The organism is Leptospira jelokensis (assembly GCF_004769635.1).
GTDB lineage: Bacteria > Spirochaetota > Leptospiria > Leptospirales > Leptospiraceae > Leptospira_A > Leptospira_A jelokensis.
Map to the genome: position 1 here is coordinate 51,100 of NZ_RQGH01000005.1, position 22,538 is coordinate 73,637.

Below are 22,538 nucleotides of genomic sequence, written 5' to 3' on the forward strand. Positions count from 1 at the left end.
ATTAAACCTTAGCAAAATCCAAATTTGCTCCGTCAGCGAACGTCACTACGGCTTTTTTGTAGTGAGGTCTTTGTGACGGCATGTTTCTAAAACGTTTCATTTTCCCACGGTAAACGGCAACGTTTACGTTTGTTGGAACTACGTTATACATTTGTTTCAGAGCCTGTTTGATCAAAGTTTTGTTCGCATCCGGGTGGACTTTGAACGTATACTTGACAGTTCTTTTTCCCATACGTTCGCCAATTGATTGAAGGTCTTGCGACTTTTCCGTTACAACTGGTGATAAGATTACATTCTCTAGGTTCACTGTCTTATCCCTTCTTAGAATACTGAGCCTGAAGCTCTTTTAAAGCGCTTTCAGAGATTACTAAATTGTTATTATAGAGGATGTCTCGGCAAACGACTCGTTTGCTGTTCACATATTTGAGGTTCTCTATATTGCGAGTGGATTTTTTGAGGAATTGGTTTTCACCAGCTACCACAAAACCCACGTTACCCTTCTCTGCAATGTCCATGTTCTTCAAAATGTTGTAGATGGACTTTGTGGAGTAAGAAGAAGGTTCTACGTCTTCTATGATCGCGATTCTGTTTTCTTCTGCCTTTTTGTTAAGGATGGAGAGAACAGCCTTTTTCTTTACGCTGCGTGACAGGTTTGAAGAATAATCTCTTGGTTTTGGTCCATGAATGATACCACCACCAACGAAATGTGGAGCTCTGATGGATCCTTGTCTTGCACGACCAGTTCCTTTTTGAGCCCAAGGTTTGATTCCCCCACCGCGAACTTCGGAACGATCCTTTGTAGAATGTGTCCCTTGTCTGTTGTTCGCATTTTCAGCTTTAACCGCATCATAGATGGCTCCAAGCGAAATGCCGGTAGCAAATAATTCTGCCGGAAGTTCAACTTCGCTTACGAATACGCCTTCTTTATTGTATTTACGCGCTTTCATGTTCTACCTATCTATCCGATTTTTTCTATCGTAACGATACCACGTTCCCTTCCTGGAACCGGACCGGATACAAATACCAAATTGGCGTCTGCATCAATTTTTACTACTTTCAGGTTTCGAACAGTTGTCTGCTCAGAACCCATTCTTCCGCCCATTTTCAAACCCTTGAACACACGTCCAGGAGTTGTGTTCGAACCAATCGAACCAGGGTGTCTTTGGAAACGAGAACCGTGTCCTGCAGGACCACCAGCAAATCCATGGCGTTTTACAACACCTTGTGTTCCCTTCCCTTTAGAAGTTCCGGTCACTTTTACTGTATCATCTAAAGCAAAGATATCTGCGAGTTTCACTTCTGAACCCACTGCCACACCTTCAAACCCTTTGAACTCAACCAAAGTTTTTTTAGGAGTCGCGATATTCGCTTTTTTAATATGTCCTAACTCGGCCTTTGTTAAGTGTTTCTCTTTGGCATCACCAAATGCTAATTGCACAGCTTCGTAGCCGTCATTTGCTTCTGTTTTTACCTGGGACACAAAACAAGGACCCACGCGTAAAACGGTTACAGTAACCATCTTACCGTCGTTATTGAATATGTGGGCCATGCCCAATTTTTCGCCGATTAAACCTTTAGCCATGGATCCTATCCTTAGGATTTAATATCTACGGAAACTCCAGCAGGGAGTTGAAGCTTCATCAGGGCTTCTACCGTATCTTCATTCGTATTTAAAATATCGATGAGTCTCTTGTGAGTTCTCATTTCAAACTGTTCTCTAGCTTTTTTATTCACGTGCGGAGAACGTAATACCGTGTAGATTTCTTTTTTCGTTGGGAGTGGGATTGGACCGGAGACAGTAGCTCCGGTCCTCTTCGCAGTCGCAACGATTTCAAAGGTTGATTGGTCAATCAACCGATGATCGAAAGCTTTTAACTTAACGCGAATTCTTTGTCCAGCCATTGCGATTACTCAACGATCTCCGCAACAACACCAGAACCAATCGTTCTTCCACCCTCACGGATAGCGAACTTCAAACCTTGGTCCATAGCAATCGGGTGGATCAGTTCGATTGACATCGTAACGTTATCACCTGGCATAACCATTTCCATTCCACCAGGTAAGTTACAAACACCAGTGATGTCAGTAGTTCTGAAGTAGAATTGTGGACGGTAGTTGTTAAAGAATGGAGTGTGACGTCCACCTTCGTCTTTAGTAAGAACGTAAACTTCCGCTTTAAACTTTTTGTGTGGAGTGATTGTACCCGGTTTCGCAAGAACTTGACCTCTTTCGATGTCTTCTTTTTTCGTTCCGCGGAGAAGTGCCCCAATGTTGTCCCCTGCTTCTGCTTGGTCGAGAAGTTTACGGAACATTTCAATACCAGTAACAACTGATTTTGAAGTATCACGGATACCAACAATCTCGATCTCGTCGTTGATCTTAAGAACACCTTGTTCTACACGACCAGTTGCAACAGTTCCACGACCAGTGATTGAGAACACGTCCTCAACTGGCATTAGGAAAGGTTTGTCAACAATACGAGTAGGGTTTGGAACGTAAGTATCAACAGCTTCCATTAGTTTTAAAATGGATTTCATTCCAAGGTCAGAATCTTCACCTTCTAGAGCTTTTAATGCAGAACCAGAGATGAAAGGTGTTTTGTCACCTGGAAAGTTGTATTTGTTAAGTAGGTCTTTGATTTCCTCTTTTACCATCTCAACCATATCATCTCTTTCATCAGCAGCAAGCATGTCTGCTTTGTTGAGATAAACCACGATGTAAGGAACACCAACTTGGCGAGCAAGGAGGATGTGTTCTTTTGTTTGTGGCATAGCACCGTCAGTTGCAGATACTACGAGGATCGCAGCGTCCATCTGAGCAGCACCAGTGATCATGTTTTTTACATAGTCAGCGTGACCTGGACAATCTACGTGTGCATAGTGACGGTTAGGAGTTTCATATTCCTGGTGAGACGTTGCAATAGTGATCCCACGAGCCTTTTCTTCTGGCGCGTTATCGATTTGGTCATAAGCAACAGCTTTGTTCTTTCCACCAATCGCTTTCGCAAGGGTAGTAGTGATCGCCGCTGTTAGCGTAGTTTTACCGTGGTCAACGTGACCAATAGTTCCGATGTTTAAGTGTGGTTTTGAACGGTCAAATTTTTCTTTAGCCATTGTTAGAATCTACTCCTCAATCGTGGTGCAAGACCCGATATTCGGTTCTTTACTCCTTTAGAACTGCATAAAATTCAGAGGTAAAAGCAGTCCTTTCCCAAGAAATGCCAATCCCTTTGGTCATGTTTCTAAGAGCCCCTGAAAAGCCAAGCAGGTTTTGGGCCGATGCATTGGCTTTTAAGTGACTCTTCCCTGCCACAGCCTCAAAGATGGATACCACCTTTGCGTTCCTGCGACTTAGATCAGAAAGAACTACACCTAAATGGTCTGCGTCTACCATCACTTCGATCTCAGTGAGGGGACAAACCAAATATGTGTTTGATGGAAAACACTCCTTCACTCCTGCAAGTATTGCTACTTTGAGTAATGTGAGAGTGGTTTGTAGGTCTCCCTTAGGCATCTCGTATGCGAGGACCCTAAGCCTTAAACCACAAACTTCCTCACCGTAAAACCCGTGTAAGCAGGCTTCCATGAAAGACGTTTCAATCGTATGTTTTACTTCTTCCGGAAGACTTACCTCGAAGGCAATATGCTTCGAAAAATCGGCAGTATCTTCCAGGACTGCGATGAGCGCGCCGCTTGACTTTTGGTCTTCAAAGGCACGATGCTCTAGGGCAACCTTATGAGACATTTTTTTAAAAAGCTCTAATTTGGCAATGTTTATCGAACTACAGTTAAGTTTTTTTTCGGTTTTCTCGGAAATCCTACGGATCCCGATTTCCAAATGCAGTTCCCCTCTTCCATACAGCACCATCTGTCCGGTCTCTTCCCGTAGCTCCAACCGGTAACCTGGGTCTTCCCAAACCAGTTCCTCTAAGCGACATAACCAAAATTCCTTTTCCGAACTCAGGTCCGGTTCGAGTACCACAGAGAAAGGGCTTGGAGTTGCTTCGTTCCAATTCGGATCTGGAATGTGGTCCAAACTGGTTTTCGGAAGTACTGGTTTTCCGGGTTCCATGGTAAGACCCGGATGCGCGAGTAAAACACCCAACTTTCCTTTGATGATTGGATCCAAGGGATCCAGGGACACGGGCGAAAGGAAGCTGATTTCCTTTTTATCACCACCATTTGTTTCGGGTATGCCCAAAGCCTTTTGTGGGTGCAAATGATGAGGGGTAAGGTTCCCCAAAAGGAGCTTTTCGATTTCCCTTTTGTGAATCGAAAGGGTTGGGTAAACGACCGCATAACGGCCAATCTCTGGGTCAGTCCTTCTGGAAAGGACTAAGAAAGGTGACCGGGAATCTTCATTGATCTCCTTGGGTTCTGTCCAAAGCACCAAATCCAAAAGTTCTCTCACCCCTTCTCCGGTTTTAGCTGAACCACCATAGACTGGGAAAAGTTTCCCTTCTTTTGTTCCTTTCTTAAGGGATAATTTGGGAAGGTTTGAAGAATCATTCCCTTCCTTCCAAAAGGCCAAAAGAGAGTCTTCCTCCCAAGTCAGGATCTCTTCTTTTACGGATTTTGAAAATGCGGATTCGTTTTGTAAGTAGTATTCCCAATGACCGGATTTTCCTTTTTGAAAAAGCGACACGGGAGGGATTTGTAAGATTTCTTCTAAGGAGACAAGTGTGTCTAAGTACTCCTCACCAAAACGATCCAGTTTGTTGATGAAAAAAACAATGGGCACATTTGCCTTTCGTAATTCTTCCATCACTAACCTTGCTTGCGATTGTACGACTGTGCCTGCTTCCAAAATCACAATGGCCGTTTCCATGGCAGGGAGTAAATCTGTGACTTGGTTACGAAAATCAATATGACCGGGAGTATCAATCAGTTGGATTTCAAAAGTTCCAAAGGAAGTTTTCCAAGGGACCGTATGAAAACTGGTACGGATGGAGATCCCCCTTTCAATTTCCTCTTGGAGTTGGTCTGATTCTGTATTTCCATCCTCAATGGTTCCGATAGCAGAAATGACACCTGCTTCGAATAAGATTCGTTCGGTGAGGGTAGTCTTACCTGAATCGATATGAGCAAAAATGCCAATGGTGCGGTAGATCATGGTTTATCATTTCGTCGGAAAATAAAAAAGCCAGGTAGAAACCTGGCTCGTTAATGATTGGAATCGAAAAAAACTGATTACCAGCGGTAGTGAGAGAATGCCTTGTTGGCATCTGCCATCTTTCTGATGTCTTCTTTTTTCTTGATCGCAGACCCTGTGCCTTTTTGTGCTTCCATGAATTCTGCAGCGAGTTTATTCTTCATTGATTTTTCGTTTCGACCACGGCTGTATTTGATGAGCCATCTGATTCCAAGTGCAAGTCTTCTTTCAGGACGAACTTCGATTGGAACTTGGTAAGTCACACCACCCACTCGGCGGGATTTTACTTCTACCTGTGGTTTTGCGTTTTCCAAGGCTTCTTGGAAGACAGCATAAGGATCTTGTCCTGTTTTTTTCGCAATGACTTCTAATGCATCGTAGAACACAGCTTCCGCGACACTTTTTTTCCCATCTACCATTAGGCAGTTGATGAATTTAGAAATCACTTTGTCGTTGTATTTTGGATCGCCTTCGATGTGGCGCGGTTCAACTTTTCCTCTTCTTCTAGACATATACCTTTCTCCGATTACGCTTTAGGACGCTTCGCGCCGTATTTAGAACGTCCTTTGCGACGTTTGTCCACACCGAGTGTATCCAGTGTTCCACGAATGATATGATAACGAACCCCTGGTAAATCTTTTACCCTTCCCCCACGGATGAGAACCACGTTGTGTTCTTGGAGGTTATGGCCTTCGCCGGGAATGTAAGCTGTGACTTCAATCCCAGTTGTCAAACGAACCCTTGCTACTTTACGAAGAGCCGAGTTTGGTTTTTTTGGAGTGAAAGTCATCACCCTAGTGCAAACACCACGTCTTTGTGGGCATGCTTTTAGAGCGGGAGATTTAGTTCTTTTCTTTTGGTCTTCTCTTCCGATGCGGATGAGCTGGTTAATTGTAGGCATTCGATTCCTTCTTCTACTTCTCTTTTTAAAAAAATAATGACGTTTTCGTCCAAAATTCCAGATAGGGACATTTTGTAAACGAAAACATGAATTTTGTCCCTAGAAACCTTCCAATTTGGATGATTTCTAAAAGACTTACTTAGTGACTAATCGTCGTCGTCCTCATCATCAGAATCATCTGACTCTTCTTCCAACTCATCTTCGTCCTCGTCTTCCTCAGCAACAAGTCTTGAGAGAGTTGCTGTGGAAACTGGTGCCGACTCGGAAAGTTCGGAAAGTTCTTCTTCCTCTTCTTCTGATTCCAAGTCCCAATCCAAATCCCCAGGGAGTTCTTTGAAAACTTCAATGTCACGGTATTTTTTCATACCCGTTCCCGCAGGGATCATGTGACCAATGATGACGTTTTCTTTGAGTCCCATTAGGTTATCTGTTTTTCCTTTGATGGCCGCATCTGTTAGAACCTTGGTTGTTTCTTGGAAAGATGCTGCTGAGAAATACGACTCAGTGTTTAGGGATGCTTTGGTCAAACCAAGAAGAACTGGAGTTCCTTGTGCAGGTGATCCACCTTCTTGTTCCACTCGGTCGTTTTCTTCATCAAAGAGGAATTTATCCACTTGTTGTTGGTTCACGAACGATGTGTCCCCACTATCAGTGATGATCACCTTACGAAGCATGGAACGAACCACAACTTCAATGTGTTTATCATTGATATGAACCCCTTGCAAACGGTATACCTCTTGCACTTCGGATACTAGGTATTCATGAAGGGCACTTGGTCCTTTGATCGCAAGGATATCATGTGGGTCAAAGTTTCCTTCATCCAACTGGTCACCACGTTTAACGAAGTCACCTTGGCGGACTCGGATTTGTTTTCCGATTGGGATCGCTACCTTTACCTTTTCCTGTTCTGGTGAATCAGGGAGGATATAAAGGATTCGTTTTTCTTTTACGATTTCCCCTTTGTCTTCGATTTTTCCATCGATTTCCGCAAGTGTGCAGGCGTCTTTTGGACGGCGCGCTTCGAATAGTTCATCCACCCGAGGAAGACCACCCGTGATATCACGAGTTTTTTCAGCTACTGATGGGATTTTGAAGATCACATCCCCTTCGCGCACTTTGTCTCCATTTTGGAATTGGAGGAGCGCATCCACTGGGACAGAATACCCGTCGGATCCAACGATGACTTTTGGAACAAGTCGGTCTTTCTTTTGCTCTACTACTTTCAGGATGATATTGGAAGTTTTAGGGTCCACATCACGACGGACGTTCTTCCCAATTTCTAAATCTTCCCAAACAATTGTTCCCGCAGTTTCCGAAACAGCCACTTCGTTGTAAGGGTCAAACTCAGCGAGTGCCTTGTTTTCTTCTACGATTTGGCCTTCTTCTGCTTTTAAGATGGTTCCGATTTTTACAGGAATGACAATGTCATCACCAAGGATACGTAGAGTAGTTCCCACAAGAGAAACAACACCTGCTTGGTCAGAAGTGATGCGTTGTTCTGTGGATTCACCCACTTGTGTTGCAAACACTTCCCCTTTTTCCAATCGTTGTCCATCCACAATCCGAACACTTGATAATGATTCCGTGTTAAACTCTTGGATGAGTCGGTTCACGATGATGGTTCCGCGGCGAGCAAACACTTTTGCTCCATTGGCATTTGTCACCAAACGACCGTTAATGGACTTAACAAGTGACCTAAAAGGAACCTTGTGTTCTTTCTCTTGGATGGTAGCAGATGCCGCACCGCCCACGTGGAAGGTTCTCATGGTAAGCTGTGTTCCTGGTTGGCCGATGGATTGAGCGGCAATGGTTCCCACTGCTTCCCCGATCTCTGCTGGGACTAATCGTGCCATGTCCATACCATAACATTTCGTACAAATTCCATGGCGGGAACGGCAAGTCAGAGGTGATCTCACTTTGATTTTATCGTAACCTAAGTTTTCAATCTGTTGGCCGAGTGCTCTTGTGATCAGGGTATCTTTTGGAAATACCACTTTTTCTGTCACAGGGTCCACTAAGTCTTCTGCCGTATAACGGCCGAACACTCTGTCCGCAAGGGAAACAATTACGTTTTCCCCTTCTTTTACGATTCCAAGAGTGATGTTTGCTTTGGTTCCGCAATCATCTTCCGATACAATTACGTCCTGAGAGATATCCACGAGACGACGTGTGAGGTAACCGGCATCGGCAGTTTTTAACGCTGTATCCGCAAGACCCTTTCTCGCACCATGTGTGGAGATAAAAAATTCTAAGACCCCAAGGCCTTCACGGAAGTTGGAACGAATCGCAAGTTCGATGATTTCCCCAGACGGTTTCGCCATAAGGCCCCGCATCCCTGCAAGCTGGCGGATCTGTTGTTTGGATCCACGGGCACCCGAAGCTGCCATGACGTATACCGGGTTAAATCCCGATTGGTCTTTTTCGAGTTCCTTGAACATCCCTTCCGTAATGCGGTCATTGGTTTTTGTCCAAATCTCGATCACTTTTTTACGACGTTCTTCGTTTGTGATGATCCCTTTACGGTACTCCATATCCGCTTTTTCTACTTCTTTGTTGGCATCATTGACGAGACCTTCTTTTTGAGGAGAAACTCGGATGTCATCAATGGAGATGGTAGGAGCAAATACAGTGGCGTAGCGGTAACCAAGTCGTTTGATTTCATCAAGCATCACAACAGTGATCCCTGGTCCAAACTTCTCGTAAACGTCTGCAATGATTTTGTTTGTTTCTTTATCACCGAGGGTTCTGTTGATGTACACATACCCTTTTGGCATCACTTGGTTGAAGATCAGCCTTCCCGGTGTGGTTTCGATGATTTTCCCTTCGTGTAACACAGAGATTTTGGAGCGAATTTCTACCGTTTTGGTTTCAATCGCATACATCACCTCTTCAAGGCCTGTAAAGAATTTTCCTTCACCCTTCGCATCTTTTACTTCCGATGTGAGGTAATAAATACCAAGAACGATATCTTGTGTAGGTCCACAAATCGGTTGTCCATTGGCAGGGTTTAAGATGTTATGTGGTGATAACATTAACATCCAAGTTTCGAGCTGTGCCTTAGGGGCGAGCGGAACGTGGATTGCCATTTGGTCCCCGTCAAAGTCAGCGTTAAACGCGTGACAGACGAGTGGGTGGAGTTTGATTGCCTTTCCTTCTACAAGGACTGGTAAAAATGCTTGGATTCCAAGTCTGTGAAGAGTTGGCGCACGGTTGAGGAGTACTGGGTGTTCTTTGACGACTGTTTCCAATACATCAAAAACTTCTTTGTCCTCGGCTTCGATTTTTTTCTTCGCAGATTTGATGTTTGGTGCCAGTTCCAAATCCACAAGGCGTTTCATGATAAATGGCTTAAATAGTTCCAAAGCCATTTTTTTCGGAAGGCCCATTTGGTGGTATTTGAGTTCAGGTCCCACTACAATTACGGAACGACCAGAGTAATCCACACGTTTTCCGAGTAGGTTTTGGCGGAATCGACCTTGTTTTCCTTTGAGCATATCGGAAATAGATTTTAAAGGTCTATTTCCCTTTCCTTTTACAGTACGTTTGCGGCGGCTGTTATCAAAAAGAGCATCCACTGCTTCCTGTAACATCCGTTTTTCGTTCCGTACGATAATCTCAGGGGCTTTTAATGCAAGGAGTCGTTTGAGTCGGTTGTTACGGTTGATCACACGGCGGTACAAATCGTTTAGGTCGGAAGTTGCAAAACGTCCCCCTTCCAATTGCACCATCGGACGAAGTTCTGGTGGGATCACCGGAACCACATCAAGCACCATCCACTCAGGACGGTTTCCCGAATCACGGAATGCTTCGAGAACTTCTAGGCGTTTGAAAATACGTTTGTCGGAAATTTTGTTTTTATCTTGGATCTTTTGGCGGATCACACGAGCTTCTGCATCCACATCAATTCGTGCGAGGAGTTCTTTAATGGCGTCCCCACCAATCCCTGCGATGAATTTATCACCGTATTCATCTAAATAATTATGGTATTCATCTTCATCGATGAGTTCCCCTCTGTTCCTTCCGGAATCAGCTGGGTCAATGATCACATACTTCTCAAAGTAAAGAACACTTTTGAGTTGGTTGATCGTCATATCAAGAAGCAGTCCCATACGAGATGGAACAGAACGGTAGTACCAAATATGCGATACAGGTGCCGCCAGTTCAATATGGCCCATTCTTTCACGACGCACTTTGGAGTGAGTTACCTCAACCCCACATTTGTCGCAAACCACTCCCTTATAACGGATGGATTTGAATTTACCGCAGTAACATTCCCAATCCTTAGTGGTTCCGAAGATTTTTTCACAGAAAAGACCATCTCGTTCCGGTTTTAGGGTACGGTAGTTGATCGTTTCCGGTTTTTTCACTTCCCCGAAAGACCACTCTTTGATCCGCTCGGGTGAAGCCAAACGGATCGTAATCGATTCAAAACTATTGTAATTTCTCATACTTTTTCCCTTCCCTACACGTTTTCGATGGTCTCGAATTTAATTTTCTTTTTGTTTTTCGAGAATTCATCTTCGTAATCAGAGATATCCACTTCCAATCCTTCGGAGTCTTTGATGATGATGTCGAGTGCCAGACCTCTAAGTTCCTGTACAAGAACGTTGAAGGATTCTGGGATTCCCGGTTTGATCGAATGGATTCCTTTCACAATCGCTTCGTAAATCCTTGCACGACCGAGCATGTCATCTGACTTGATGGTGAGTAACTCTTGTAAGGTGTGTGAGGCACCATACGCTTCGAGAGCCCAAACTTCCATCTCACCGAGCCTTTGTCCCCCGAACTGCGCTTTACCACCGAGTGGTTGTTGCGTAACGAGTGAGTAAGGACCAGTAGACCTTGCATGGATTTTGTCATCCACCAAGTGAGCCAGTTTCAACATGTAGATATATCCACAGAAGACTTGGTTAATAAATTTTTCGCCCGTTCTTCCATCGTATAACTGAAATTTGCTGTTTTCTGGTAATCCTGCTTTTTTGCAGAACTCATGAACGTCACCTTCAGATGCTCCGTCAAAAACAGGGGTTTCAAAATTGATCCCTAGTTTTTTGGCAGCGAAACCAAGTTGGGTTTCAAAAATCTGTCCGAGGTTCATACGAGAAGGAACACCGAGTGGGTTGAGTACGATATCAACAGGAGTTCCGTCTTCCATGTATGGCATATCTTCTTGTGCCATCACACGAGCTACGACCCCTTTGTTTCCGTGACGTCCCGCCATCTTATCACCCACGAGGAGTTTTCGTTTGCGAGCCACATACACTTTCACCATTTCTTCCACGCCAGCAGCAAGTTCATCACCTGTTTCGCGGGAATAACGTTTGATATCGATCACAGTTCCTTCAAAACCGTTTGGCATACGAAGTGAGGAATCCCTTACTTCTTTTGCCTTCTCTCCAAAGATGGAGTGTAAAAGTTTGTATTCTGGAGTCAGGTCGGTTTCGCCTTTCGGTGTTACCATACCCACCAAGATGTCTCCTGGTTTTACTTCCGCACCCACACGGATCACACCGGACTCATCCAAATCACGGAACGCTTTGTCCGAAAGGTTTGGAATGTCACGAGTGATTTGTTCTTGTCCAAGTTTTGTTTCCCGAGCTTGGATTTCGAATTCTTCAATGTGGATGGAAGAGAAAACATCGTCTTTGATGATTCGTTCTGAAATCAGAATCGCATCCTCAAAGTTGTAACCTTCCCAAGGCATAAATGCCACGAGAACGTTTCGTCCTAGGGCCAAATAACCTGCGTCAGTGGAAGGACCGTTCGCTAGGACAGTTCCTTTTTGTAAGATTTGTCCAAACTCTCCGTATTTTTCCCCTTTGATGATTTGACCTGCAACAGGTGCTCCAACCCCAATCTCTTGCCCTTCTTTGACAACTGCTTGGAATTGAACTTCATCGGAAAGGTGGAGTTCGTGGATTTCTTTTTCTCCGTTTGGAGAAGCCACTTCAATGCGTTCTTTCGAAACCTTACTTACCTTACCACCAGTTGTGGTGTGTAACATCGATACGTTTGGTTTTTGGTTAAAACAAGTACCTTGGTTGGTTTTTTTGAATTTAATGAGTGGGTAGTGGACAATCTCTTTGGATTGGTCTTCTTTGATCCAAACACCAGTTGCATCCACTTTGGACACAACACCATCTTTTTTGGCAACGATACAAACCCCTGCGTCGTAGGCCGCACGAGCTTCCATACCTGTTCCCACAAAGGGAGCTTCTTCCGTAAGGAGAGGCACTGCTTGGCGTTGCATGTTCGAACCCATAAGCGCACGGTTCGCATCATCATGTTCCAGGAACGGAATGAGGGCTGTGGATACAGACACAACTTGCAAAGGAGCAAGGTCCATGTACTGGATCTCAGATGGGCTACGGAAAGGGAAATCCCCTCTATGGCGGGTGGAGATGAGTTTGGAAGTGAATTCTCCCTTTTCATCCACAGCCGAACTTGACTGTGCCATATAGTGGTATTCTTCTTTGTCTGCCGTTAGGTATTCGACTTGTTTTTGGACCTTTCCATTTTTCACAAGGCGGTATGGAGTTTCAATGAACCCATAATCATTCACCCGCGCAAAACTAGACATGGAAAGGATGAGACCAATGTTTGGACCTTCCGGCGTTTCAATTGGGCACATACGACCATAGTGTGAATAATGAACGTCACGAACTTCAAAACCGGCTCGGTCACGAGAAAGTCCACCAGGACCAAGGGCATTTAACCTACGTTTGTGGGTAAGTTCTGCCAATGGATTGGTTTGGTCCATAAACTGAGATAGTTGCGAAGACCCAAAAAACTCATTGATCACTGCTGTGATTGGTTTGATGGAAATGAGAAGTTGCGGAGTTTGTTGTTCTGGCTCTTGTACGGTCATCCTTTCCTTGATGACTCGTTCCACTCGGGAGAATCCAAGTTTCAATTGGTTCGCAATAAGCTCACCCACAGAACGAATCCTTCTGTTTCCTAAGTGGTCAATGTCGTCTGGGTAGTAGTTTTCTGCCTCAGACATTAGCATCACAAGGTAACGAACCGTTTCAATGATGTCTTGTTTTCTTAAAACACGATCATCTGCTTTTGAGAATTCTTTTGGATTGTTAAATTCAAATTTGCTATTGATTTTGTAACGACCCACTACTCCCAAATCAAAGGTTTTGTGTGAGAAAAAGAGTCTTTTGAGTTCCGCTTCTGCGTTTTCAATCGTAGAAGGTTCCCCTGGTCTCATAATGGTATGAAACTTTTTCACAGCATCTTCGTAGTCGTTGACACCGTCTTTTTCTAAGCAGTTGATGAGAACTGGATTGTCTTTTCCTTTTGGAAATTCGATGACATCCACTTCCTTCACCTTCATTTCACGAAGGATGGAGATATTGTCTTCGTTGATTTTAGAACCAGCATCGAGCATTACCTCGCCTGTTTCCATATTGATGATATCAGCGATGGTTCGGCGGCCAATCAGACGTTTGAGGTCTTTTGGATTGGCACCGGCGATTTTCATTTTGGATGAACCATAGAAGAGGCGTAATACTTCTTCGTTGGTTCCCATACCCATTGCTTTTACAAGTAAGGTAGCTGGGAATTTTTTCTTACGGTCGATTTTGGCAACAAGGATCCCTTTGTTGTCCATTTCGAATTCCAACCAAGAACCTCGGTACGGAATCACACGAGCAGAGAAAGTATCTCTCACTTGGTCATAAGAAAAGAAAATACCAGGAGATCTGTGTAACTGGCTTACCACTACCCTTTCGGCACCATTGATGATGAAAGTTCCGTGGTCAGTCATCACAGGAAGGTCACCCATATAGACAACTTGTTCGCGGATTTCGCCCGTGTCTTTGATGATGAGACGAATCACAGCTTTTAGCGGAACCGCATAAGAAGAATCAGTGTCTTTGCACTCTTGGGGATCACGTTTCGGTTCTCCCAATACGTAATGGCCATATTCCATGACCATATCATTGTTTGGTGATTCAATTGGGAAGGATTCACGGAATACCGCTTCCAACCCTTGGTTCAGTCGTTTCGTCGGATCTTTCACTTCCGACTGGAGGAACCAATCAAAGGATTTTTTCTGTACGTAGATAAGATTAGGAAGTAAATTGAGGTCGGTAATTTTACCGAAATTTACCCGGTTTCTAATTTGCATTCGGGTATGCATGGAATACTCTCCCTAGAGACGTCAAAATAATAGATGGTATGATAAACGAAAAAATAGAGGTGGGGACGCCTACGGCCTCCCTGCCTCTAAGTTTTTGAAGACTGGGTTTAAAAATTGGCAACCGATTAACCGGCAGCAGCAACTTCTACTTGAGCCCCAACACCTTCGAGTTTTTTCTTAATATCAGCAGCTTCGTCTTTAGAAACCCCTTCTTTCACTGATTTTCCACCAGCTTCTACAAGAGTTTTCGCATCTGCCAATCCAAGACCAGTGATTTCGCGAACGAGTTTGATAACGTCGATCTTTTTGTCACCGTGTGCTTTCAAGATAACATTGAAAGTTGCTGGTTCTTCAGCAGCAGCAGCGCCACCACCTGCACCCGCAACAGCCGCTACCGCAACCGGTGCAGCAGCAGAAATCCCGAATTTCTCCTCCATCTTTTTCACTAGGTCAGCAGCCTGAACTAATGTAAGACTTCCAATTTGTTCTAATAGCGCGTCAACAGACATCTATATTCTCCTTATCCTACTAATCACTATGATTACTAATTGCCGTTTTTCTCGGCTACAGCATTGATGGCGCGTGCCAATGATGCCATGATTTGATTGATTCCGGAAGCAATTTGCGTCGCAGGAGCATTGATCCCACGAGCCACTTGCGCAAGAAGTTCTTGTTTGGACGGAAGTCCAGCAATCGCTTCTACTCCAGACTTACCCAAAACCTCACCGTCCATATAGCCAGTTTTGATTTCGAGTTCCTTCTTATCTTTTGCAAAGTCCTTACATACTTTTGCTACTGCTGGAAGTGCATCCAGAGAGAAAATCGCTGCAAGTGGTCCTTTGTAAACATCTCCAAAATCAATGGAGTTGTTTTTATGTTCAGAAGACTCTTTTAATGCACGGAGGAAAAGGTTGTTTTTGATTACCTTCATCTCCGATCCTTCCTTGCGAAGTTTCGCACGAAGGTTGGACATATCTTCAACAGTTAAACCGCTGTAAGATGCTAAAATAAAGTTAGGTCGTTTTTCCAAACGACTCTTTAGTTCAGATACTGCTTCAATTTTAGATGGATTTGCCATGTTTCTTACTCGTTATATGTTCGCGTTTACTAGTTCTTTTACATCGACTTTGACGCCGATTCCCATAGTCGCTGCTACTGAGAAAGACTTGAGGTAATCACCTTTCGCATCGGAAGGTTTGTCTTTCATAAGAGCCGCAACAACAGCATTGATGTTGTCAGAAAGTTTGTCGTCAGAGAAGGAACATTTCCCTACTCCTAAGTGAACCACTCCCCCTTTGTCAGGACGGTATTCAATTCGACCCGCTTTCAACTCTTTCACTGCTTTTGATACGTCAGTTGTCACTGTTCCCGCTTTTGGTTTTGGCATAAGGCCTTTACGACCAAGAACTGGACCCAGTTTACCAACTTCTTTCATCATGTCAGGTGTTGCCACACAAGCATCAAAATCAGTCCAACCACCAGATACCTTCTCGATTAAGTCCATATCACCTACGAAATCAGCACCCGCCTCTCTCGCTTCGTTTTGTTTGTCTCCTTTACAGAAAACCAAAACTTTAATCGTTTTTCCTGTTCCGTGTGGAAGAGAGATAGTCCCTCTTACGTTTTGGAGAGATTTATAATTGATTTTTGTCGAGATCTCTAAAGTTCCGTCGAACTTTGAGTAACTGGTCGCTTTCGCTAAACCGACTGCCTCACCAAGGGTATAAGCCTTTGTGCGATCGACTTTCTCTTTGAGTTGGATGTATTTTTTGCCGCGTTTCATGACTTCGGTTCCCGTTTCCTAATGATTACTCGACGTTAACACCCATGGAACGGCATGTCCCAGCAATGATCTTCACTGCTGCATCCATATCGTTTGCATTGAGGTCTTCCATCTTCGTTTTTGCAATTTCTTCTAGTTGTGCGCGTTTGATTGTTCCCACTTTCACAGTGTGTGGAGTGGCAGACCCACCTTGGAGTCCAAGTGCCTTCATCACAAGAAGGGCTGCAGGAGGAGATTTTGTGACGAATGTAAAACTTCTATCAGAATAAACAGTGATCACCACTGGGAGTTTGAGTCCCATTTGGTTTTTTGATCTCTCATTGAACTGTTTACAAAATTCCATGATATTGAGTCCGGCCTGACCAAGTGCAGGGCCTACCGGTGGAGCTGGGTTTGCTTTCCCTGCTTCTACTTGGAGTTTAATTTGTTTTACTACTTTCTTTGCAGCCATCTCGTTTCAAGTTCCTTACTAAAAGTCAATCTATCAGTTCTATTGTTCCGATTTTACTTGGAGGTAATCCAACTCCACTGGAGTGGATCTTCCGAAAATTTCGACTCGGACACGAAGCCTTCCCTTATCAGGGAAAATTTCATCTACGAGGCCTGTGAAATTAGCAAACGGACCATCTATAATTTTTAATGTCTCACCCACTTTGAAAAGGAAACGCGGTCTCGAAACTTCTTCCGATTCCACACTTCCCACATCACTGAAGAGATTTTTGATCTCATCAAGCGAAAGTGGCTCCGGACCTTTTCCTTTTCCGCCTACAAACGTAGACACAGAAGGTAAGTTCTGGATTTTAAACCGAAGGTCATCTGTCATGTTCATCTCAACCAGAACATAACCAGGCATCAGCTTTTTCTTTGTGACCTTCTTTTTGCCGTTTTTCATTTCGGCAACTTCCATCGAAGGAATCTTCACTGAAAAGATTTGGTCTTCCAGTTTTTGTTGTTGGACCATCCTTTCAATGTTTGTCTTCACCTTATTCTCGTGACCGGAATAAGTCTGAAGCACATACCATTTTTTATCTAAAGAATCGCCCACTTCCCTACCTATGTTCCTAATGCCCAGAACCACTTTAACAGTTTCAAGAATACAAAATCCGAAGCTGATAAAAATAGGGAAAAGATAAATACTGTAACTAGGACTACAACGGTAGAACTCACCACTTCTTGGCGCGTTGGCCAATGTACTTTTTCAAGTTCTGCTTTACATTCCTGAATGAAACTCGTAGCTTTCATTGATCCTTGTCCTGTTCTCTAATTCTATATTCCGTAGTTTGGCAGGGCTGGAGAGAATCGAACTCCCACCAAGGACTTTGGAGATCCTAGTTCTACCATTAAACTACAGCCCTAAACAAGCCCTCTACCAGGCTTGAACTGGCGACCCCTTCCTTACCATGGAAGTGCTCTACCACTGAGCTAAGAGGGCAAACGTTTCCCACCCAAGCGCGGGTTTCCAAGCGAGGCTAGGTTTTTTACACTATTTTAAATGAGGCTCATTGGTCAATGGAAAATGAGTTTATTTCCTGGAATTGATGAAAAAACAGGAAAATTGGTGAATTTCCCTTGTGATTTTAGTTGTGGATTTCCCCGTTCGATAATAGAACCATGTGGGAAACACCCACCGCATAAGGAATGATTCGTGGCGAAACCGTTTGTAGAATTAGAAGCACAAATTCCCGATTTAGTAAAGGCAAAATCTAAAATTGTCGTCCGCTCTTCTCGGATGAATCGCCAACTCGAACAGTATGTGCTTGGACTCATCACAAACATCCTTAAGGAAGTGGGCCAGTCCCAATTTGTGGAGATGTTATACACCATCTCCAAAGAACTCACAATCAATGGAATCAAAGCCAACCAAAAACGGGTTTTTTTTGAAGACGAGGGACTCGACATCACAGACGAAACGGATTATTTCAAAGGGATCAAAGAGTATTCGAAAAAGTTTTCCGAAAAAATGGCGGATGAATACGGAAAACGATGCCTTGCCCGCGGTGTCTATGTGCAAATCAAATTCCACTACTGCTTGGATGGACTCCTAGTCGAAGTGACAAACAATACCCCCGTAATCAAAACCGAAGAAGTCCGGATGCGGGAAAAAATGAAAAAGTCCATGGGTTATAATGACATTGCTGAATTCTATATGGACAATATGGACAATACGGAAGGTGCAGGACTTGGAATTGCCCTCATCATGATCCTTCTTAAAAACGAAGGGGTTGACCCCAATTTATTTCGGATCATCACTCATGAAGATAGAACGGTAGCAAGGGTTGAAATCCCATTTAACGACAATTATGTGTCGTTCCGAAGTGCGGAACTGGCAGAGATTTAATTCGTTTTTCCCCCTCCCCTAATGATTTAGTTTTGTATCGACCTAGGTTCCGCTGTTTTTGAAACTGGCGGACATGGAACTAAAAGGTGCAAACATTCTCGTCACTGGCTCGGCTGGTGGACTCGGAAAGGCAATGGCTTACCGATTGGGTAAGTCGGGAGCCAATATCATTCTCTCAGACATCCAAAAAGATTTATTGGACGAAACCGTTTCCCTCTTCCAAAAAGAAGGGATTAAAACCAAAGGCATCGTTGCCAATGTGGCCAAAGAAGAAGACAGCATTCGGCTCATGGACGAAGCTTGTGCTTTCCAAGGAAGCCTAGATGTTGCCATTCTGAACGCAGGCATTCTCCGTGATGGCCTCCTTGTTCGGGTCGACAAAGAAACGGGCAAAGTAAAAGGCAAGATGGGAATTGACCAATGGCAGTCGGTCATCGATGTCAATTTGACCGGTGTCTTCTTAACAGGTAGAGAAGCGGCAGCCAAAATGGTGGAACAAAAAAAGGGAGTCATTATCCCCATTGCATCCATCGCCATGCATGGAAATTCAGGACAAACGAATTACAGTGCTGCAAAAGCAGGTGTTGCTGCGATGACGGTGACTTGGTCCAAAGAACTTGCGAAGTTTGGAATCCGAGTGGCAGGGATTGCTCCAGGTTTTATCGGAACCGAAATGGTTTTAAAAGACATGAACCCAGAAGCACTTGCAAAGTGGAAATCCATCATCCCAGTCGGAAGGCTTGGGGAACCAGATGAAATTGCGTCTACCGCAGAATTTATCATCATGAATGATTTGGTCACAGGTGTGGTCTTAGAAATTTCAGGTGGTGTACGAATCTAACTTCGATTAAATCTTTTTTGCCTCTTTTTATAGCAAGAGAGGTAAAAAAGATTTTGGACAGATCGTTCAGTCAATTGATCATTTTTTTAACCGCACGTAAAATTTTCGTAGGTAATTTGAGGATGATTTCGTCATAAGGATATAACGGAAATCCTTACCGATGAAAATAAAAACAGAACTCTCGAAACAACAATTGGAACAAGCGATCAAAGGCATCCAAGGCATTGCCCACCCAATCCGCTTACTCATCCTTTACACTTTAGCCAAAGAAGAAAAGACCGTTGGCGAACTTGTTGAACTATTAGGAACCAGCCAATCAGCTGCTTCACAACACCTTAGCAAAATGAAAAACAATGGGATCTTGGAATCAAGGAAATCTTCAAACCAAGTTTTCTATCGACTGAAAGATGCTAAGTTTAAGGACCTCATCCAAACCATTGTAAAAGTGTATAAAAAGTAAGCATTATTTCGCTTCGAGTTCTAAGAGGCGAACATATTCCTGAATTGCATCCTGGAGGTTGGTAAAACCAAAGGGATACCCTACTTTGGTTAATTTGTCCATGTCTGCGCAGGTGTAGTATTGGTATTTGCCTCTCAACGAATCGGGCATGTCTACATACTCAATGTTTACTTGTTTGTTCATGGCCTGAAAGAGTGCGGAAGCTAAATCATTCCAGGTTTCCGCCATTCCCCTCCCCACATTGTACAATCCGTACTTCCGTTCACTGAGTAAATAAATGCTAATCTTACTTGCATCTTTTACATAGAGGAAATCACGTTTTTGTTCCCCATCTTTGTATTCTGGTTTGTAAGATTTAAACAGTTTGAGTTTTCCTGTATCTCGGATTTGTTCGTATCCTTTGAGGACTAAACTTCGCATGTCACCCTTATGGGCTTCTCCATATCCAAACACATTAAAGTATTTTAGCCCAATGAGTTTGTCCGCTATCTTTGTTTTTTTGGCATACAAATCAAAAAGATGTTTGGAATACCCGTACATATTGAGTGGTTTTAAATTGTCAATGGGAGCTTTGTCGTCATAACCAAATTCCCCTTCTCCATATGTGGCTGCACTTGAAGCATATAAAAATGGCAAATTTTTCCCTACAGCAAATTCTGCAAGTTTTCTCGTATAATGGAAGTTATTCTGCATCAAGTAAGTGGCGTCTTTTTCTGTGGTAGCAGAACAAGCACCTAGGTGGTAAATTTCAGAAATTTCGGAAAGGATTGGATGACCAGAATCTAAAAACGATTCAAACTGGTTTTTTTCATAGTAGTCTCTGAAAAAATTCCTCTGGAGGTTTTTCCATTTTTCAGAAGTGCCCAAATGGTCCACAACCAAGATGTCCGTATTTCCATTATGATTGAGGTCTTCGATGATTTGTGAGCCGATAAGACCCGCACCGCCTGTGACTAAGGTGAGTTTTTTTGCCATTACTCTGATGATTCTTTTTTTCTAAGGGATTCTATCTATCAACTTTTCACTTGGATTTTGGAAAAGATTTTTGGATACCGCCACGAGGTCCACGCCAAACCAGTTGGGATAAAGGCAGTGCTCTTCTGTTCTACGGAATCCAAAAACAAAACATCGAACATTACCTATAAAGATTCAATCCACTTCCCAAATCGTTCGTCCACGAGTTTCACCGTTTCGGGCAGTGGGTTTAGGACTTCAGGGATCCAAGGTTTCATACGGCAGTCAAAAACAATTGGTACTTGGTAAGCAATATGGTTACGAATGGTCTCTGTCCTTGCATACACGTCAGAAGCGGGTTCCATTCTGGTAAACATGGTCCAAATGAAATCGGAATCTGTTTTGACAGCGTCTTCCGAATCATCTACTAAAAACACATAAGAGAAATTTCCTAGATCTTCAGAAAGTAAAACTTCCGCCAAACGATCATTTGGTTGGAATTCCGATCCTTTTACAACTAGAACTCCTGGTAAAAATACTTTGGGGTTTTCGAATCTTTTGTCCTGAAACCTTCCATTGAATTCCTTGGGAAGGTTTGGATTTGGAATGGGTTTATTTGGATCTGTGATCCCCATCCACAAGAGTTTACTCCCTTTGTTTACTGTGCCACTCGTATAGTCGAGTGTGTCTTGGCTGATATTGCTGAAGATAAAAAAATCAGTGCGAGGGTCAGACCGTTCCGTAATCTCACGGAATGTCTCTGAAAAGTTTTTTAAGTCCACTCGTTCATTTGTTACAAGCAAACACTTCGTCAGTGAAAGTTGCCCTTCCCCTAAAATCCGAAGGGCTCCCATAAAGGCTTCGCGGAAATATCGTTCTTTGACAATGGCAGCCGCAAGGGAATGGACACCCGATTCTTCATAAGCCCAAACACCAAGCACTTGTGGCATCACCAGTGGGAACAGGGGCGATAACAAATCTTGCAAAAACTCAGCGATATAATGGTCTTCCTGTGGCGGCCTCCCAACCACAGTGGCGGCCCAAATGGCATCCTTTCTGTGCAAGATATGGGAAAGATCTAGAAACGGGTAATCATGTTGTAAGGAATAATAACCATAGTGGTCACCGAAAGGCCCTTCTGGCCTACGTAATTTTGGTGGGATAGAACCAATGAGAGCAAAATCCGCATCGGCGACAATGGGATATGGTGAAACCGACTTGTCTTTTTTCATCCGGAGTTTTTCACCCATAAGAAACGAAGCAAATACAAGTTCTGGAATTTCTTCTGGTAAAGGTGCAACGGCTGCTATGGTTAAAGCAGGTGGACCACCGATGTAGACATGGGCTGGGAGGGAATGATTCTCTTTTTCCGCTTCATAGTAGTGGAAACCACCTCCTCTGTGGATTTGGATGTGCATCCCAACGGTTTTTTCACCAAACAGTTGCACACGATACATACCTAAATTTCCATTCCCAGATTTTGGGTGTTCTGTATACACAAGTGGTAAAGTCACAAAGGGACCACCATCTTTCGGCCACGAAACAAGCTGTGGGAGCTCTCCTACGGTTCCCACTTTCGCTTGCAAGATTGGTGCTCGCCTCACATGTTTCAATCCAACTTGGAAGGGCAAAAGGCCAAGGGAACGTTCTTTCCAAAGTTTGGAAAACGTAGGGGGAAAGATTTCTTTTGCGAGTTTGGCAAGCCTTGCGATGGTTTGGACCGGTTTTTCGCCAAATGCCAAATGGATTCGTTTTTCCGATCCATATAGGTTTGTTGCGACAGGGAATTTTGTCCCTTTGACATTCGTAAAAAGGAGTGCTGGGCCTTTTTTAGCGACCACTCGCCTTTGGATTTCTGCAAGTTCCAAATTGGGGTCAACCAGGTCGGAAACAACACGAAGCTCTCCCTCCTTTTGCAAAAGTTGGACAAAATCATTCGTAGATCGTAGTGATGGCATAAA

General features: G+C 43.7%; 21 protein-coding genes and 2 tRNA genes. 3 read left to right on the forward strand and 20 right to left on the reverse strand.

What is annotated here, in order from left to right; genetic code table 11:
- Position 1: 1 nt before the first annotated feature.
- The 18 genes from EHQ62_RS00780 to EHQ62_RS00865 form a co-directional block, all read right to left on the reverse strand.
- Positions 2 to 307: a 50S ribosomal protein L23 gene (locus EHQ62_RS00780; protein WP_135640373.1), complete on the reverse strand. Its 306-nt coding sequence runs from the start codon at positions 305 to 307 to the stop codon at positions 2 to 4.
- A 4-nt stretch (positions 308 to 311) separates the two neighbouring features.
- Positions 312 to 947, reverse strand: coding sequence for a 50S ribosomal protein L4 (rplD, locus tag EHQ62_RS00785; RefSeq protein WP_012388939.1), 636 nt, complete (start codon positions 945 to 947; stop codon positions 312 to 314).
- Between the two features lie 11 nt (positions 948 to 958).
- Positions 959 to 1,582 (reverse strand): 50S ribosomal protein L3, encoded by a 624-nt coding sequence (gene rplC, locus EHQ62_RS00790; protein WP_012388940.1) that lies wholly within the window; start codon positions 1,580 to 1,582, stop codon positions 959 to 961.
- 11 nt (positions 1,583 to 1,593) lie between these two features.
- A complete protein-coding gene (rpsJ, locus tag EHQ62_RS00795) occupies positions 1,594 to 1,902 on the reverse strand; it encodes a 30S ribosomal protein S10 (RefSeq protein ID WP_002974412.1) in 309 nt (102 codons plus the stop codon).
- Positions 1,903 to 1,907: 5 nt separating this feature from the next.
- Positions 1,908 to 3,113, reverse strand: coding sequence for an elongation factor Tu (gene tuf / locus EHQ62_RS00800; RefSeq protein WP_015678070.1), 1,206 nt, complete (start codon positions 3,111 to 3,113; stop codon positions 1,908 to 1,910).
- A 49-nt stretch (positions 3,114 to 3,162) separates the two neighbouring features.
- On the reverse strand, positions 3,163 to 5,112 hold the full coding sequence (locus tag EHQ62_RS00805) for an elongation factor G-like protein (RefSeq protein WP_135640374.1): 1,950 nt from the start codon (positions 5,110 to 5,112) through the stop codon (positions 3,163 to 3,165).
- Between the two features lie 77 nt (positions 5,113 to 5,189).
- Positions 5,190 to 5,663 (reverse strand): 30S ribosomal protein S7, encoded by a 474-nt coding sequence (gene rpsG, locus EHQ62_RS00810; RefSeq protein WP_135640375.1) that lies wholly within the window; start codon positions 5,661 to 5,663, stop codon positions 5,190 to 5,192.
- 14 nt (positions 5,664 to 5,677) lie between these two features.
- Complete coding sequence (rpsL, locus tag EHQ62_RS00815; protein ID WP_004783543.1) at positions 5,678 to 6,052, reverse strand: 30S ribosomal protein S12; 375 nt, start codon at positions 6,050 to 6,052, stop codon at positions 5,678 to 5,680.
- 146 nt (positions 6,053 to 6,198) lie between these two features.
- The gene (rpoC, locus tag EHQ62_RS00820; RefSeq protein WP_135640376.1) at positions 6,199 to 10,500 is read right to left on the reverse strand and encodes a DNA-directed RNA polymerase subunit beta'; all 4,302 of its coding nucleotides are present in this window, start codon (positions 10,498 to 10,500) and stop codon (positions 6,199 to 6,201) included.
- A gap of 14 nt (positions 10,501 to 10,514) precedes the next feature.
- Complete coding sequence (gene rpoB / locus EHQ62_RS00825) at positions 10,515 to 14,201, reverse strand: DNA-directed RNA polymerase subunit beta (protein ID WP_135640377.1); 3,687 nt, start codon at positions 14,199 to 14,201, stop codon at positions 10,515 to 10,517.
- A gap of 125 nt (positions 14,202 to 14,326) precedes the next feature.
- Positions 14,327 to 14,710 carry a 50S ribosomal protein L7/L12 gene (gene rplL, locus EHQ62_RS00830; protein WP_012388946.1) on the reverse strand — a complete coding sequence of 128 codons (384 nt, stop codon included), beginning with the start codon at positions 14,708 to 14,710 and terminating at the stop codon, positions 14,327 to 14,329.
- A gap of 35 nt (positions 14,711 to 14,745) precedes the next feature.
- The gene (gene rplJ / locus EHQ62_RS00835; protein ID WP_108958614.1) at positions 14,746 to 15,279 is read right to left on the reverse strand and encodes a 50S ribosomal protein L10; all 534 of its coding nucleotides are present in this window, start codon (positions 15,277 to 15,279) and stop codon (positions 14,746 to 14,748) included.
- A 12-nt stretch (positions 15,280 to 15,291) separates the two neighbouring features.
- Entirely contained in the window at positions 15,292 to 15,984 is a 693-nt protein-coding gene (gene rplA, locus EHQ62_RS00840) for a 50S ribosomal protein L1 (protein WP_012388948.1), read from the reverse strand.
- Positions 15,985 to 16,009: 25 nt separating this feature from the next.
- A complete protein-coding gene (gene rplK, locus EHQ62_RS00845; RefSeq protein ID WP_012388949.1) occupies positions 16,010 to 16,435 on the reverse strand; it encodes a 50S ribosomal protein L11 in 426 nt (141 codons plus the stop codon).
- A gap of 39 nt (positions 16,436 to 16,474) precedes the next feature.
- Positions 16,475 to 17,029, reverse strand: coding sequence for a transcription termination/antitermination protein NusG (gene nusG / locus EHQ62_RS00850; RefSeq protein ID WP_135640378.1), 555 nt, complete (start codon positions 17,027 to 17,029; stop codon positions 16,475 to 16,477).
- An 8-nt stretch (positions 17,030 to 17,037) separates the two neighbouring features.
- Positions 17,038 to 17,226 (reverse strand): preprotein translocase subunit SecE, encoded by a 189-nt coding sequence (gene secE / locus EHQ62_RS00855; RefSeq protein WP_002973751.1) that lies wholly within the window; start codon positions 17,224 to 17,226, stop codon positions 17,038 to 17,040.
- Positions 17,227 to 17,265: 39 nt separating this feature from the next.
- Positions 17,266 to 17,339: transfer RNA gene (locus tag EHQ62_RS00860), tRNA-Trp, on the reverse strand.
- Positions 17,340 to 17,344: 5 nt separating this feature from the next.
- A tRNA-Thr gene (locus tag EHQ62_RS00865) sits at positions 17,345 to 17,416 on the reverse strand.
- Positions 17,417 to 17,629: 213 nt separating this feature from the next.
- On the opposite strand from EHQ62_RS00865, the gene EHQ62_RS00870 reads away from it, so the two are divergent.
- The 3 genes from EHQ62_RS00870 to EHQ62_RS00880 all read left to right on the forward strand — a co-directional run bounded on the left by EHQ62_RS00870 (position 17,630) and on the right by EHQ62_RS00880 (position 19,623).
- Complete coding sequence (locus EHQ62_RS00870) at positions 17,630 to 18,322, forward strand: histidine kinase (RefSeq protein WP_135640379.1); 693 nt, start codon at positions 17,630 to 17,632, stop codon at positions 18,320 to 18,322.
- Positions 18,323 to 18,395: 73 nt separating this feature from the next.
- Positions 18,396 to 19,163: an SDR family NAD(P)-dependent oxidoreductase gene (locus EHQ62_RS00875; protein WP_135640380.1), complete on the forward strand. Its 768-nt coding sequence runs from the start codon at positions 18,396 to 18,398 to the stop codon at positions 19,161 to 19,163.
- Positions 19,164 to 19,323: 160 nt separating this feature from the next.
- Positions 19,324 to 19,623 (forward strand): ArsR/SmtB family transcription factor, encoded by a 300-nt coding sequence (locus EHQ62_RS00880; protein ID WP_015677962.1) that lies wholly within the window; start codon positions 19,324 to 19,326, stop codon positions 19,621 to 19,623.
- A gap of 3 nt (positions 19,624 to 19,626) precedes the next feature.
- On the opposite strand, the gene rfaD is transcribed toward EHQ62_RS00880, so the two are convergent.
- On the reverse strand, positions 19,627 to 20,598 hold the full coding sequence (gene rfaD / locus EHQ62_RS00885) for an ADP-glyceromanno-heptose 6-epimerase (protein WP_135640381.1): 972 nt from the start codon (positions 20,596 to 20,598) through the stop codon (positions 19,627 to 19,629).
- 164 nt (positions 20,599 to 20,762) lie between these two features.
- Positions 20,763 to 22,535, reverse strand: a complete 1,773-nt coding sequence (locus EHQ62_RS00890; protein ID WP_135640382.1) for a UbiD family decarboxylase — start codon at positions 22,533 to 22,535, stop codon at positions 20,763 to 20,765.
- Positions 22,536 to 22,538: the final 3 nt, after the last annotated feature.

Excerpts from the sequence above, each read along its gene's own strand:
- EHQ62_RS00875 (WP_135640380.1), top strand. The coding sequence starts at position 18,396 with ATGGAACTAAAAGGTGCAAACATTCTCGTCACTGGCTCGGCTGGTGGA.
- EHQ62_RS00890 (WP_135640382.1), bottom strand. The coding sequence starts at position 22,535 with ATGCCATCACTACGATCTACGAATGATTTTGTCCAACTTTTGCAAAAG.
- rplC (WP_012388940.1), bottom strand. The coding sequence starts at position 1,582 with ATGGCTAAAGGTTTAATCGGCGAAAAATTGGGCATGGCCCACATATTC.
- rplL (WP_012388946.1), bottom strand. The coding sequence starts at position 14,710 with ATGTCTGTTGACGCGCTATTAGAACAAATTGGAAGTCTTACATTAGTT.
- rpsL (WP_004783543.1), bottom strand. The coding sequence starts at position 6,052 with ATGCCTACAATTAACCAGCTCATCCGCATCGGAAGAGAAGACCAAAAG.
- rpoB (WP_135640377.1), bottom strand. The coding sequence starts at position 14,201 with ATGCATACCCGAATGCAAATTAGAAACCGGGTAAATTTCGGTAAAATT.
- tuf (WP_015678070.1), bottom strand. The coding sequence starts at position 3,113 with ATGGCTAAAGAAAAATTTGACCGTTCAAAACCACACTTAAACATCGGA.
- rfaD (WP_135640381.1), bottom strand. The coding sequence starts at position 20,598 with ATGGCAAAAAAACTCACCTTAGTCACAGGCGGTGCGGGTCTTATCGGC.
- rplK (WP_012388949.1), bottom strand. The coding sequence starts at position 16,435 with ATGGCTGCAAAGAAAGTAGTAAAACAAATTAAACTCCAAGTAGAAGCA.
- rplD (WP_012388939.1), bottom strand. The coding sequence starts at position 947 with ATGAAAGCGCGTAAATACAATAAAGAAGGCGTATTCGTAAGCGAAGTT.
- rplA (WP_012388948.1), bottom strand. The coding sequence starts at position 15,984 with ATGAAACGCGGCAAAAAATACATCCAACTCAAAGAGAAAGTCGATCGC.
- rpoC (WP_135640376.1), bottom strand. The coding sequence starts at position 10,500 with ATGAGAAATTACAATAGTTTTGAATCGATTACGATCCGTTTGGCTTCA.
- rplJ (WP_108958614.1), bottom strand. The coding sequence starts at position 15,279 with ATGGCAAATCCATCTAAAATTGAAGCAGTATCTGAACTAAAGAGTCGT.
- EHQ62_RS00880 (WP_015677962.1), top strand. The coding sequence starts at position 19,324 with ATGAAAATAAAAACAGAACTCTCGAAACAACAATTGGAACAAGCGATC.
- rpsG (WP_135640375.1), bottom strand. The coding sequence starts at position 5,663 with ATGTCTAGAAGAAGAGGAAAAGTTGAACCGCGCCACATCGAAGGCGAT.
- EHQ62_RS00805 (WP_135640374.1), bottom strand. The coding sequence starts at position 5,112 with ATGATCTACCGCACCATTGGCATTTTTGCTCATATCGATTCAGGTAAG.
- secE (WP_002973751.1), bottom strand. The coding sequence starts at position 17,226 with ATGAAAGCTACGAGTTTCATTCAGGAATGTAAAGCAGAACTTGAAAAA.
- rpsJ (WP_002974412.1), bottom strand. The coding sequence starts at position 1,902 with ATGGCTGGACAAAGAATTCGCGTTAAGTTAAAAGCTTTCGATCATCGG.